The organism is Micromonospora sp. NPDC050686 (assembly GCF_040654475.1).
Classification (GTDB): Bacteria; Actinomycetota; Actinomycetes; order Mycobacteriales; family Micromonosporaceae; genus Micromonospora.
The window spans coordinates 55,866-67,656 of record NZ_JBFAID010000011.1 but is presented as its reverse complement, the minus strand read 5'-3'; the positions used below and the strand labels follow the sequence as shown (position 1 = coordinate 67,656).

The window sequence follows — 11,791 nt, the reverse complement described above, 5'->3', positions numbered from 1 at the left end:
CCTTTCCGGCTAAGGTGATGCGCAACCAAACGTTGCGGAAGGTGGCCGGCATGGAGCACGGAACGATCGAGCGGGAGATCCACATCGACGCCTCACCCGAGGTCGTCTTCGACGTGGTGAGCAGTCCCGAGCACCTACGCGAGTGGTGGCCGGACGAGGCGGAGTACCCGGCCGTGCCCGGGGGAGCGGGCCGGATCGGCTTCGGAGACCCCGCGCAGGGCGGCATCTGGGTGCAGTTCCAGGTCGTCGACGCCGTGCCGCCCCGCCTGTTCTCCTTCCGCTGGACCCACGAGGAGGGGCAGGCCGCCGCCCCCGGCAACTCGTACCTGGTCGTCTTCGAGCTGGAACCCGCGGGGACCGGGACGCTGCTGCGGATGACCGAGCGCGGCTTCCGCGAGCGCGGCTGGGACGAGGCGAAGATCGCCGCCGAGTACGCCGAGCACGTCACCGGCTGGGACTACTACCTGCCCCGGCTGCCCACGTACGCCGCGAAGGTCGGAGCGGGCGCGTGAGCACCCTGGTCGACGACGACCTCTGGTCGGCCGTCGGCGACCCGACCCGGCGCCGGATGCTCGACCTGCTGCTGCGCGAGGGCAGCGGAACGGCGACCAGCCTGAGCGGGCACCTGCCGGTGACCCGGCAGGCGGTGGCGAAGCACCTCGCCGTGCTCGACCGGGTCGGCCTGGTGCGCGCCACCACCGCCGGCCGCGAGAAGCAGTTCCGCGTCGACCAGACCCAGCTCGCCCGAGCCGTGGCGCAACTCGCCGACGTCGGCGCCGCCTGGGACTCCCGCCTGCGCCGCATCAAGCGCATCGCCGAAACCATCCAGCGCGACAAGGACGCGAAGAACGGCACCGACAACCAGCAGTAGAGAGGAACACCCGAATGGTAGACATCCTGCACCGCATCGGCGTCGAACGCTCCTCGCCCGAGCAGGTGTACGCGGCACTCACCACCCTGGACGGACTGTCCGGCTGGTGGACCGAGAAGACAACGGGGGAGACCGACCTCGGCGGTGTGATCGAGTTCCGGTTCGGGCCGGGCGGGTTCGACATGAAGATCCTCGAACTCGACCCCGGCCGCCTCGTCCGCTGGGAGGTCGTGGACGGGCCGCCGGAATGGATCGGCACCACCGTACGGTGGGAGCTGCGCCAGGACGCCGACTGGACGATCGTGCTGTTCCGGCACGAGGGCTGGCGCGAGCCGGTGGAGTTCATGCACCACTGCAGCACCAAGTGGGCGGTCTACCTGCTGAGCCTCAAGCAACTGCTGGAGACCGGGCAGGGCGCGCCCGATCCGCGCGACGTGCGGATCAGCGACTGGCACTGACCCGGAGGCACCGCTGAGGCTGAGTGTCGCGGGCAGAACTGTCACACCCGGCGGACATGGTGGGCGACGGACGGACGGAGAAAGGTGAGCATCGTCATTCCGCGCCACCAGCCCATGGAAAGGGCGTAGGCCATGGTCGTCAAAGGAGAACTGCAGTGACATATCCCGCGCCGCAGTACGTCGGGGCCACCGGGGAAACCAACGCGACGTACCGCCCGGCGGACACCGAACCCGAGTTGCGCCACGCCAACGAGGGCGGGGCGCACTACCTGGCCACCGGCGCCACGACGAACGGCCAGTTCGGCCTCTACCGCTGGGACATGGGCCCGACGCCCAGCGGCCCGGCACCGCACTTCCACCGCAGCATCTCCGAGTCGTTCTTCATCCTGGCCGGCTCGGTACGCATCTACGACGGCAGACGCTGGATCGACACCGCGCCCGGCGATTTCGTGCATGTGCCCGAGGGCGCGGTGCACGCGTTCCGCAACGAGTCCGGCGAACCCGCCTCGATGCTGCTGCACTTCGCGCCGGGCGCCCCTCGAGAGGGCTACTTCGAGGGGCTGGCCGGGCTGGCGACCATGACCGAGGAGGAACGAACCGAGTTCTTCCTTCGCCACGACACATACTGGCTCTGAGCTGACGTGTGCCCGTGCGGCGGCCGACGGACATGCCCGTCGGCCGCCGCACGAGGCCGTGCCGCGGCCCCCGTTCTCTGACCGCTCACGCCGGTTGGCCTGCGTCGATCGGGCGATCCAGCAGGCCGACATGATGCGCCTGGTAGTGCCAGCGGCCGTCGCGAAAGACGAGCACGTCCGTGGCGACCCCGCGCAGCTCGAAACGCGCGCCGTTGACGACCCCTTGCTCGGCCCACTCGTACGAGCACACCGCGACGTCCCCGTGCTCGCGTACCTCCAGCGCAGTGACCGACCAGTGCTGAATCGATGCCTCCGCGAGGAATGCCTCGGCCATCACCAGCAGCGGCTCACGACCCACCGTCCGGCCCTCCGGCCCGCCCGTGGAGATGTGATCCGGAAGCGTTGCCGCCGCGATCGAGGCAAGGTCTCCCGCCTGCATCGCCTGCCACCAGGAGGTGACCGCAGCGGCCGCCGATGGGCGGCTGCTGTTGACGGTGTCCGGGTTGCTCAAGGTGTCGTCCCTCTCAGAGTCGATATGGCGTGGGGGTACCGGGCCATCCGCAGCCGCTCCCACTCGATGGGGCAGCCGGAGTCCGGGGTCACTCCTTCGAGTTCGGCGAGCGCCGACAGGAGGACCTGCCGACGGTGCGCCGAGAAGGTCACCACGTGGGCGACCGCCCCGCCGAAGGTGAATGTCTGCGGTGGGTCGCACAGCGCGTCGATGAAGGCGTCGTCCCACTCGCCGCGTTCCCGGATGCCCTGCACCAGTCCACGGAACTGGGCGCTGGACGTCGCATGCCGGGCCCGGAGAGCGCCGACGCTGCGGTCGGGTTCATCCGGCAGCGGGTGGCCCATCATGGCCGCGGTCCACACTTCCTTGGTCCAGACAAGCCGGTCCAGCATGGCGCGTACCGTCTGCTCGGGTCCGTCGAAGGCCAGCACGACGTGGCCGGGTCTGATCTCCCGGTCGAGCGTCGCGGCCGGCAGCGACGCGGCCCGCTCGATCAGTTGGTCGGTCAACCACCGATCGTGGTCGAGCAGGCGGTCGGTGAGGTCCATCGCGCCACTTTCTTCACCAGTCGCCGGGAGACGCACTCCATCGGGTGGATGGAAGTGCACCCCGTTCGGGGCACCGATGCGGAAATCGCGCCCGGACGCCTGGAAGCCGCTCGGGCTGATGCCGTGAGCGCGGCTGAAAGCGCGGGAGAACGACTCGGTCCAGTCGTACCCGGCGCGCAAGCCCGCCTCGGTGACGCTCATGCCGTGGCTCAGTTGCCATGCCGCCCGTTCCAACAGCAGCCGCCGGCGTAACGCGCCGGGCGCCTCCCGCACTCCGGCGCTGACGAGACGGTCGAAGTGGAAGCGGCTCAGGTGTACCCGGTCCGCCGCCGCAGGGCCGTCTGGCTCTGCGCCGAGCGTGTCGACGATGGCGTCGAGCAACTGCCGAAGGCGGTCCGGTCGGATGAGGGTTGGCACAGGAGGATTCTGTCGCTGACGGGGGCCGCTCCACCTGACAGTCCTTGCGCAATCCGCACATCAGCTGAGGGCCGAGCGGCGCCGCGAGCCCCGGCATCGAGCAGGACCGGTGCCAGCCCACCGAGCGCCGCGACGGCCTGGTCAGGCTTCGGTGGACCGGGTGTGCGACAGAGCGACGGCGGTGCCGGTCACCGCGATCCCGGTTCCGGCCTGGGCGGGTATCCGTATCGTCAGCCGGCTCGGCCGGCCCATGTCCTGCCCCTGCCGAACGGTGACCGTCGCGGGCGGCCGCACCAGGCGCATCTCGCGCAGGTAGCCGCCCAGGGCCGCGGCCGCCGCGCCGGTCGCGGCGTCCTCGACGACGCCGCCGGGCGGGAACGGGTTGCGCGCGTGGAACACCAGCGGGGACTCGCGGTGCACCAGGTTGATGGTCGTCCAGTCATGCTGGGCCATCAGGCTGGCCAATGCGGGCATGTCGTAGTCCAGGTCGGCCAGGCGTTGCCGGCTCGCGGCGGCTACGACGGGATGCCAGGCCCCGGCGAAGGCGACCCGCGGCGGCAGCGCCCCGTCGAGGTCGTCCCGCACCCAGCAAAGCGCGTCGAGCAGCGCCGCGAGATCGCCGTCGGCGATGGGTCTGGTCCGCGGTTCGACGCTGATCAGGGTGGCGGTGACAGTGCCGTCGGCGAGCACCGTGGTGGAGACCTCGACCAGGCCGGCGCGGGTGTTCAGGAGCAGCACCCCCGGACCGTGCCGCTCGGCGTGGGCGACAGCCGACGCGATGGTCGCGTGGCCGCAGAACGGAACCTCGGCCTTCGGGCTGAAATAGCGCACCGTGAAATGCGAGTGCCGGCCCGGCACCAGGAAGGCCGTTTCGGAGTACCCGACATCGGCCGCCACCCGCTGCATCTCCGCCTCGCCGATGCCGGTGGCATCCAGCACCACACCGGCGGGGTTGCCGCCGGCCGGGTCGGCGCTGAACGCGGCGTATCGCAGGATCTCCATGAGGACGGATTCTAGGCGGGCGGCCCGGGCTGGCAGGTCACCCGGAGGAGGGCAGCCGTCATGCGGCGGCTGCCAGCAGCGTTCGGCGGCGGGCGTAGGCACGCGGCTGAGCCGATCGCGGCGGCCAGCGCCCTGGTGCGCCGGCCGCGCCCTCCCAGAGCGTCCCCACGTCCCTCAACGGGTACGCCAACTGCGGGTTGATCGCGCTGCTGGCCGTCGGCAGGTGGTAGAAGCCGTCGCCGTCCCAGGTTGTCAGCCGAGGCCGACAGCCGCTGCCCGCAGGTGGTCCAGGAAACGCGTGGCCGCCGGCGCCGGTGTCCTGGCCCGTACCGTCGCCGTGAAGATCTGCCGTACCGACTCGTCGTCGGGGTGCAGGCGGAGCAGGGCGATGTCCGGTGGGGTGCCGCGCACCGCCAGTGCTGGGACCAGAGCCACCCCCAGTCCAGCGGCGACGCACCCCAGCCTGCCGGTCCAGTCGGCCGCGACGATGTCGACGCGTGGCGTGAAGCCCGCGGGCAGGCTGGCGCGGAGCAGACTGTTCTCCGCGGTGGCCGAGCCCACGACGAACGCGTCCTCGGCGAGCTCCGCGAGGCGCACGGTGCGGCGGCGCGCGAGTCGGTGGTCGCGTGCGACCGCGACCAGGAGCCGCTCGTCGAGCAGATGTCGCAGGTCGAAGCGTTCGCGGTCCAGTTCGTCGGTGGGCGAGGCGCTGACCACGGCCACGTCCGCCTCCTCCGCGAGCAGGCGCTCCAACAGCCGCGGGGTCACGCCCTCGACCAGCGACAGCCCGATTTTTGGGTACGCCGCGCGGAACGATGCCATCGCCCGGGGCACGAGCGCCGCGACCGCGGTCGGGAAGGCGCCCACGCGGAGCCGGCCCCGGCCGAGTCCGCGCAGGTCATCGAGGTCACGCCGGGCGGCGGCGAGGCGGTCGAGGACCGCTTCGGCGTGCGGGAGCAGCGCGTGGCCCGCCGCGGTGAGGGCAACGCCGCGGGGAAGCCGGTCGAACAGCTTCGCGCCGACGTCGGCCTCGAGCGCGGCGATCTGACGGGACACCGCCGACTGGGTGAAGCCCAGGGCGCGGGCGGCGGTCGTGATCGAGCCCTGCCCGGCGACGGCGCGGAACACGTCCAGCAGCTGAGTGTCCATGGGGTTGGAATGCTAGCCACGCATGGCAGGTATGCGAAACATTCGCTGGCGGCATCGATGATGGCCGCCTAGCGTTACCGGCGTGAAGATCATCGCGGTCCTCGGAACCGGACACATGGGTACGCCCATCGCGCGCCGCCTCCTCGCCGCGGGCCACCACGTCACGGTGTGGAACCGCAGCCCGGCGCGGGCGGAACCGCTGGCCGCGGACGGCGCGGCGGTGGCCACGAGCCCGGCCCGCGCGGTCAACGGCGCCGACGTCGTCATCGTCATGCTCACCGACGCCGGCGCGGTCCAGGCGGTGCTGTTCGGACCGGACGGCGCCGCCACCGCGTTGCGTCCGGGCACGGTGGTGGTGCAGATGTCGACCATCGGGCCGGACGAGGTCCGGGCGGTCGCCGGTCGTCTCCCGGCCAGCGTGTCGTTCCTCGACGCCCCCGTCGCCGGCAGCGTCAACGCCGCCGAGACCGGCACCCTGGCGATCTTCGCGGGCGGCGCCGCCGACGCCGTGGCGAGCGCGGCTCCGGTGCTGGAACAGCTCGGTACGGTCCGCCACTGCGGCCCGATCGGCGCCGGAGCGGCCGTCAAGCTCGTCGCGAACACGGGCCTGGTGACGGCGGTCGCCGGGCTGCGGGACGCGCTGGCCGTCGCCGGGGCGCTCGGCGTCGACCGGCAAACCGCCCTCGAGGTGCTCGGACGTGGACCCCTCGCCGGAGCTGTTCAACGCGCCGGAGCGCCGGGTGCGTCGTTCGCGGTCGCGTTGGCGGCGAAGGACGCCCGGCTGGCACTGCGCCGCTCGGCGTCGTCTCCCGCCCTCGAGGCAGCCCTCCACCTGATGCGAGCCGCGCCCGACCAGGACGCGGACATCTCCTCCCTCGTCTTTGCCGACTCCGTGAAGGACTCCTGATGAACCTCACCCTGGACAATCCCGCATCCGTCGCGGCCCCGTTCGGCGACCGCTTCGCCCACGTCGCCCGCCTCGACATCGGCGACGGCGCGCTGCTGATGCTCGCCGGACAGGTCGCCGTCGACGACGACGGCGAGGTCGTCGCTCCCGGAGACGCCGCCGCTCAGGCCGAGCGGATCTTCGAGATCGTGCGCGGCGTGCTCGCGGCGCACGGCGCGAGCTTCGACGACGTGCTGCACATCCGTACCTTCATGACGGACCTGGGCGACCTTCCCGCGTACGGGGCCGTCCGGCGTCCCCTCTTCCCGGGCACGCCGCCGCCGGCAAGCACCACGGTCGAGGTCGGCAGGCTCTTTCTGGCGGGCGCCGTGCTCGAGGTCGAGGTAACGGCCGTGGCTCGGTCCGCCGCAGAACACTAGCGACACTCGTCGTCGTCATCGGTTCTGGAGGGCCTTGACGTTGTCGCCGAAGGTCCACCCCTTCGCCCCGTCCCAGTTGATCGACCAGGTCATCAGGCCTTTGAGGCCGCCCTGGTACGTGTTCCACGCCTGGGCCACCTGGCTCGGTGACAGGTACCCGCCACCGGCGCCCGCCTGGGCGGGCAGCCCTGGGACCTGGCGGTCGAACGGCACCCGGATGGTGACGCCCTGCACGACCAGGCCGGCGTTGAGGCAGTTGGTCTGCGCGGTGAAGCCCTGGACGGTGCCGGCCGGGTAGGAGTCGCCGGCGCAGCCGTACATGCTGCCGTTGTAGTACTGCATGTTCAGCCACCAGAGCCGGCCGTTGTCGGCGTACTTCTTGATGACCGGCAGGTAGGCACCCCAGATGGAACCGTAGGTCACGCTGCCACCGGTGACGTACGCGGTCTCCGGTGCCATGGTGAGCCCGAAGGTCCTCTGGTCCACCCTGAATAAACGAACTGGTCTTTCGCAACTGATGCCGCGTCCGGTGGCGAAGCCGAGGATGCGATCTTCGCCGCTGTTGAGGGCTGGCACAACACCCGAGGTGTCCACAAAGGTTTTGACCGGTAATCCCCGGACGAGTAAGAGGCGGCCTGACGCAGCCATCGAGTTCAGCAGAAATCGGGGAAACCTCAGGCAGGCGCGAAGTTATGGTCGTCGCACTTCTCGCCGGTGGTCCCAGAACGCATTTCCTGTGTCGCCTTCCGTTCGCGGAGAACACGTCGGGCAACCGCTTCGGCGCCAGATGTCTGCGGCCGGCCGGGCGAATTATTGTGCGAGAGCCGGCCTGATGCTCTGCTGCCGGGTTGACGCCACCGTGGCCCCGGGTGACGACACCAGGTCGAGGGGCTGGCCAGAGCATCCCCGGACCCTTCCCCAGCCGTATCGCGGACCGGACGCTGGTCGTCGTTCGACGGCCGCGGCGCGGTCTGCGGGGTGCGCCCCAATTTTTTGATGGATCGACCGCCCCGACCGACGGCGTGGTGAAGGTGATCAGCGAGTAGTGCCGCGTCGGCGCAAACGTCCCTATTTGACCCTGCTCTGCTGTGAATTCGCTGATAGCTAAGCGGTGTTGCTTCGCCCGGTCCGCCAAGGCCGGGCCCGGGTCGATCTATTGATCACCGCCCGAACGTGTGCTTAGGTGGCGGGCACGATCTGCCGTCCACCTTGGAGGAATTCTCGTGCGCCGAGCAATTACGTCATCGCCAAGAAGTCGAGCCAAGCGCCACCTCGCGGTCGCGGCCGCGGCACTCATGGGCGTGTCAGGCGTAGCGGTGGTAGCAGCCGGGCCGGCAGCGGCTCAGCCCCTCGAGTCTCACTGCGGAAACGAAACAGGCAACAAATCGATCGAGGGTTTCATCAGTCATGAGGACCTCCGGCGGAGCCTCCAGCAGATCGAACAATCGAGCAGCGGCAAGGTGAGCGTCGACGTCGCGGGCTACTCGAACCAGGGCCGCGAAATCTGGACCGCCCGGGTTGGCGAGGGCGACACCGTTGTCCTGATCCAGAGCCAGATCCATGGCAACGAAATGCACGGCACGGCGGCCCTGCTTGACCTCCTCCGCAAGCTCGGCAACAACTCCGAGCGATCCACGGCGATCCGCAAGGCGGTCACCGTCGTCGCCGTACCGAAGATCAACCCCGACGGTGGCGAGTTGGACACCAGGCAGAACGCGCGAGCCTGGGCCGACGTCGTTGCTGACTTCCCGCAGCTCGCCGGTGCACGGCCAGCCTGGAACTACAGTTCCCGAGTTGGCGGGTTCGACGTGAACCGCGACTTCAATCCCAACCTCGACTACGTTCCCCAGCCGGGCGACTTCCCGGGTAACAGCGCCTCCGTCGGCTGGTACATCACCCCGGAAGCGCAGACCGCCCGTGAGGTGTACCGCTCGCTGGAGCAGGAGTTCGGAACCGTCGACGTCTTCGCCGACCTGCACAACCAGGCGGCCTGCTACACCGGCGTCGGGATGGACGACTTCACCAGCTTGTCGATCTCCGGGCGCTTCATCTCGGACCCCGCTCAGCATGGCAACTGGCCCAAGTTCAACTACGACGCGTCCCGCCGGGTCAACGTCGCGGCATACGACGCACTCCAGTCCGGTAACTCGCCGCAGAGCAAGGTGACGCTCTACCCGCAGGACACCAACCTGCCCGGCACCGCGCTCGGTTCGTTCGCTCTGCGCGGCAGCGCGACGATCCTGTTCGAGACGCGTGGACAGACCCAGTCCTGGGGCCAGAAGCAGCACGGCATGCTGGCCAAGCAGGTCGAGGATGGTCTGGTCGGCATCATCGGCTCGATCACCGACGGGACGCTGGATGATATCGACCCCGCGCAGTACGAGCTCATCCCCGAGCGGATGAACGTCCCGCGTAGCTGACAGGTGGGTACCGACGTCGCCCCGGCCATCACGGCCGGGACGACGTCGGCCCAGCCCCGACGGACAGGTGCTGCTGCTGCCCAGCGAGCTATGGCGGCGTTGCCGGTTGTGGAAGATCTCCAGGGCTGCGCGCATCTGGGACCGCACGCCGAGCAAGCACCACCGGTCCAGATGGCCAACCAGATGGGCATGGTGTTGTCCAGGCTCGCGTGCAGCATCCGCATCTCCAATCCTGAAGACACGGCGGCCTTCGCGCTCGTCGGAACGGCCGAGCGCGTCAGGACTGCGCGCTGGTTCGGCAGGCGTCGCGCCAGAGCCTCGAGTTCCTTCGGTGGCCCTGGCACCGGCCGACGATCCTGCGTCCCCATCGGGAGGACGGTGCGGCTCAGATCCAAGGTAGCGGATCGACTGGTCGGCCGCCGAGACGTACCTCGAAGTGCAGGTGGGGACCTGTGGAGGCGCCGGTCGATCCGACCAGTCCGATGACCTGGCCGGCGCGGATGCGCTGACCGGGCGACACCATCAGTTTGGACTGATGGCCGTAGCACGTGGACAGCCGCTGCCCGTCAGCCCTGCCGTGGTCGATGCAGGTGTAGTTGCCATAGCCGCCATACCAGCCGGTGCGCGACACACGGCCGGCCGCGGCCGCGCGGATCGGGGTACCAATCGGGGCGGCGAGATCCACACCCGAGTGCAGCTGCCACACCTGGTAGTACGGGTCGAAACGGGTGCCGTACCTGCTGGTGAGCCGTCCCGACAGTGGACGCCCGAGCGGGCCCCCGCCGACCCTGGCGACGGTGCGGGCGGGTGCCGTTACGGCGGGCACCGGGCGGATGCGGCGGTTGATGTCCTGCCGCAGCCGCGCCTCCTGCGTCCGGCGGCGGATGAGTTCGGCCTGGCCGGAGGTGATCGCGCCGGACAGGGCGACAGCGCGACCGGTGGGGGTGTCCACCACATCCGCGGAGTCCGCCACGGCCAAGGGCGGCGCATCCGCATTCCCGCCGGCGGTCAGGGTCGTCAGCAGTTGCAGCACCGGGTCCGGCCCGCGCTGCACTTTGGTGAGGTCATCGCGGGTCCGAGCGAGAATGTTCTCCAGGTACTGAATCCGGTGCTGGACGTCGCTGAGCTCGGCGACCTGGCGGGCCTGTGGGGTGACGGCGGCGTCCACCGGCGGCTGCGGATACAGGTCGGCGCCGGGATCGCCAGCGATGAGCGCAGGGGCCGATCCGGGGCTCACGATCGGCCCGTCGTTGCCGGGCGGGGCCGGGACGCCCGCCCGCGGTAGCTTGCCGGCGGTCGGGGGAGTAGTCGCGGGTGACGCAGTCGGTCGGGTCGATGCAGTGGCCGACGGGACGGGCGGCGGCTTCACCGTCGGCGACTTGATGGGCGGCAGCGTCACCTTCGGCGGTTTGACCGGTGGCAACGGCAGGGTCAGCGACGGACTCGGCAGGGCCGGCAGGGTAGTCAGGGTAGGCAGGGGCGGCAGGGTAGGCAGGGGCGGCAGGGTCGGCAGGGGACCCTGCACAGATGAGCTTTGTGCCCCGGCGGTCGCCGCCCCGGCATCCAGGCAGAAGGATGTCACCATCAGCGTCGCCCCGGCGACGGCCGCCAGCGTGGCCTGCCTCCACCACCCTTCGCTCATGACGTACTCCTGCCGTCGACCCCGTTCCCGTCCCTCTGCTACATCGGATCCTGGTGCCTGGTCGTTACAGCCGGCCGGGGGGTGGAAGGCCGTGACGCCGCCGCAGCCGTCGACGCGTCAGCAGGGTGCCCGCCGCAACCGCGCCGACCACCACCGCCGCAACGGCCGGCATCCGCAGCGACCGTCCGGGCGGCCGGACCTCACTGGCCACGGCCGGCGACTCCAACGGTGGCTCCGTGGCCGTGGCCGGCGAGCCCGGGAGCAGATAGGCGTTGCTGGCGATTTGGGGATCCGTCGCGGTGGACTCCGCCGAAGTGACACCGACCCGGTTGCGGACCACCGTGCCCGGCGGCACACCCGGGCGGATGCGCCCGGTGATCGTGATCCGCGGCACCGCTGCGGCGGCACCCAGGAGCAGGTCACCGAGGTCGCAGACGACGATACGAGGGGATGCTGCACACCGACCCGGCTCGGCTTGGGCGATGACACCGTCGAGATCAGCCGTGGTGGTGAACGTAACCCGCGTCGCCGTGAGGGTGCCCCTGCCGGAGATCGTGACGGTGTGGGTCACCCCCTGCGCGGGAAGCGCGCCGAACGGTGTCGACGTCAGCACCGGCGTGGCGTCCACCGCAGGGGCCGGTGGCGGCGCCGGGGCAGCCACGGCCACGGCGCCCATCATGCCCGCTACCGACGCGGCGACAGACTCCCACATTCCCACACTGTAAGCCGACCGACCCACGATCGCCCCCGGCCAGGTGCACCTTCGTGCTCAGCCGTACTCTCCGCGACCCCAGCCGCCCGCGCCACGAGCC

At 70.5% G+C, this 11,791-nt stretch carries 13 protein-coding genes and 1 pseudogene; 7 read left to right on the top strand and 7 right to left on the bottom strand.

What is annotated here, in order from left to right; all coding sequences use genetic code 11:
- The first annotated feature begins 50 nt into the window (after nucleotides 1–50).
- The 4 genes from AB0H57_RS11140 to AB0H57_RS11125 all read left to right on the top strand — a co-directional run bounded on the left by AB0H57_RS11140 (nucleotide 51) and on the right by AB0H57_RS11125 (nucleotide 1,964).
- Nucleotides 51–512, top strand: coding sequence for an SRPBCC domain-containing protein (locus tag AB0H57_RS11140; RefSeq protein ID WP_357505052.1), 462 nt, complete (start codon nucleotides 51–53; stop codon nucleotides 510–512).
- Nucleotides 509–871 carry a helix-turn-helix domain-containing protein gene (locus tag AB0H57_RS11135; protein WP_357505050.1) on the top strand — a complete coding sequence of 121 codons (363 nt, stop codon included), beginning with the start codon at nucleotides 509–511 and terminating at the stop codon, nucleotides 869–871. The genes AB0H57_RS11140 and AB0H57_RS11135 overlap by 4 nt, the downstream gene beginning before the upstream one ends.
- Nucleotides 872–885: 14 nt before the next feature.
- Complete coding sequence (locus AB0H57_RS11130; RefSeq protein WP_357505048.1) at nucleotides 886–1,329, top strand: SRPBCC domain-containing protein; 444 nt, start codon at nucleotides 886–888, stop codon at nucleotides 1,327–1,329.
- A 155-nt stretch (nucleotides 1,330–1,484) separates the two neighbouring features.
- A complete protein-coding gene (locus tag AB0H57_RS11125) occupies nucleotides 1,485–1,964 on the top strand; it encodes a cupin domain-containing protein (protein WP_357505046.1) in 480 nt (159 codons plus the stop codon).
- An 85-nt stretch (nucleotides 1,965–2,049) separates the two neighbouring features.
- Here the strand turns inward: AB0H57_RS11125 and AB0H57_RS11120 are convergent, their stop codons facing one another.
- The 4 genes from AB0H57_RS11120 to AB0H57_RS11105 form a co-directional block, all read right to left on the bottom strand.
- Entirely contained in the window at nucleotides 2,050–2,475 is a 426-nt protein-coding gene (locus tag AB0H57_RS11120) for a nuclear transport factor 2 family protein (protein ID WP_357505044.1), read from the bottom strand.
- Nucleotides 2,472–3,440 carry a helix-turn-helix domain-containing protein gene (locus AB0H57_RS11115; RefSeq protein ID WP_357505042.1) on the bottom strand — a complete coding sequence of 323 codons (969 nt, stop codon included), beginning with the start codon at nucleotides 3,438–3,440 and terminating at the stop codon, nucleotides 2,472–2,474. The genes AB0H57_RS11120 and AB0H57_RS11115 overlap by 4 nt, the downstream gene beginning before the upstream one ends.
- 141 nt (nucleotides 3,441–3,581) lie before the next feature.
- Nucleotides 3,582–4,442 carry a PhzF family phenazine biosynthesis isomerase gene (locus AB0H57_RS11110; protein WP_357505040.1) on the bottom strand — a complete coding sequence of 287 codons (861 nt, stop codon included), beginning with the start codon at nucleotides 4,440–4,442 and terminating at the stop codon, nucleotides 3,582–3,584.
- A 252-nt stretch (nucleotides 4,443–4,694) separates the two neighbouring features.
- Nucleotides 4,695–5,591 carry a LysR substrate-binding domain-containing protein gene (locus AB0H57_RS11105; RefSeq protein ID WP_357505038.1) on the bottom strand — a complete coding sequence of 299 codons (897 nt, stop codon included), beginning with the start codon at nucleotides 5,589–5,591 and terminating at the stop codon, nucleotides 4,695–4,697.
- A gap of 82 nt (nucleotides 5,592–5,673) precedes the next feature.
- On the opposite strand from AB0H57_RS11105, the gene AB0H57_RS11100 reads away from it, so the two are divergent.
- A complete protein-coding gene (locus tag AB0H57_RS11100; protein WP_357505036.1) occupies nucleotides 5,674–6,498 on the top strand; it encodes an NAD(P)-dependent oxidoreductase in 825 nt (274 codons plus the stop codon).
- Nucleotides 6,498–6,917 carry a RidA family protein gene (locus AB0H57_RS11095; RefSeq protein ID WP_357505034.1) on the top strand — a complete coding sequence of 140 codons (420 nt, stop codon included), beginning with the start codon at nucleotides 6,498–6,500 and terminating at the stop codon, nucleotides 6,915–6,917. The genes AB0H57_RS11100 and AB0H57_RS11095 overlap by 1 nt, the downstream gene beginning before the upstream one ends.
- 15 nt (nucleotides 6,918–6,932) lie before the next feature.
- On the opposite strand, the pseudogene AB0H57_RS11090 reads toward AB0H57_RS11095, so the two are convergent.
- Nucleotides 6,933–7,388 (bottom strand): annotated as a pseudogene (locus tag AB0H57_RS11090) (glycoside hydrolase family 18); the annotation flags it as partial.
- Nucleotides 7,389–8,212: 824 nt separating this feature from the next.
- On the opposite strand from AB0H57_RS11090, the gene AB0H57_RS11085 reads away from it, so the two are divergent.
- The gene (locus AB0H57_RS11085; protein ID WP_357505138.1) at nucleotides 8,213–9,337 is read left to right on the top strand and encodes a M14 family zinc carboxypeptidase; all 1,125 of its coding nucleotides are present in this window, start codon (nucleotides 8,213–8,215) and stop codon (nucleotides 9,335–9,337) included.
- Nucleotides 9,338–9,722: 385 nt separating this feature from the next.
- Here AB0H57_RS11085 and AB0H57_RS11080 read toward each other — a convergent pair whose 3' ends face one another.
- Nucleotides 9,723–10,979 (bottom strand): peptidoglycan DD-metalloendopeptidase family protein, encoded by a 1,257-nt coding sequence (locus AB0H57_RS11080; protein ID WP_357505032.1) that lies wholly within the window; start codon nucleotides 10,977–10,979, stop codon nucleotides 9,723–9,725.
- Between the two features lie 64 nt (nucleotides 10,980–11,043).
- Nucleotides 11,044–11,691: a hypothetical protein gene (locus tag AB0H57_RS11075; protein WP_357505030.1), complete on the bottom strand. Its 648-nt coding sequence runs from the start codon at nucleotides 11,689–11,691 to the stop codon at nucleotides 11,044–11,046.
- Nucleotides 11,692–11,791: the final 100 nt, after the last annotated feature.

Excerpts from the sequence above, each read along its gene's own strand:
- AB0H57_RS11140 (WP_357505052.1), top strand. The coding sequence starts at position 51 with ATGGAGCACGGAACGATCGAGCGGGAGATCCACATCGACGCCTCACCC.
- AB0H57_RS11130 (WP_357505048.1), top strand. The coding sequence starts at position 886 with ATGGTAGACATCCTGCACCGCATCGGCGTCGAACGCTCCTCGCCCGAG.
- AB0H57_RS11110 (WP_357505040.1), bottom strand. The coding sequence starts at position 4,442 with ATGGAGATCCTGCGATACGCCGCGTTCAGCGCCGACCCGGCCGGCGGC.
- AB0H57_RS11105 (WP_357505038.1), bottom strand. The coding sequence starts at position 5,591 with ATGGACACTCAGCTGCTGGACGTGTTCCGCGCCGTCGCCGGGCAGGGC.
- AB0H57_RS11095 (WP_357505034.1), top strand. The coding sequence starts at position 6,498 with ATGAACCTCACCCTGGACAATCCCGCATCCGTCGCGGCCCCGTTCGGC.
- AB0H57_RS11085 (WP_357505138.1), top strand. The coding sequence starts at position 8,213 with ATGGGCGTGTCAGGCGTAGCGGTGGTAGCAGCCGGGCCGGCAGCGGCT.
- AB0H57_RS11080 (WP_357505032.1), bottom strand. The coding sequence starts at position 10,979 with ATGAGCGAAGGGTGGTGGAGGCAGGCCACGCTGGCGGCCGTCGCCGGG.
- AB0H57_RS11075 (WP_357505030.1), bottom strand. The coding sequence starts at position 11,691 with ATGTGGGAGTCTGTCGCCGCGTCGGTAGCGGGCATGATGGGCGCCGTG.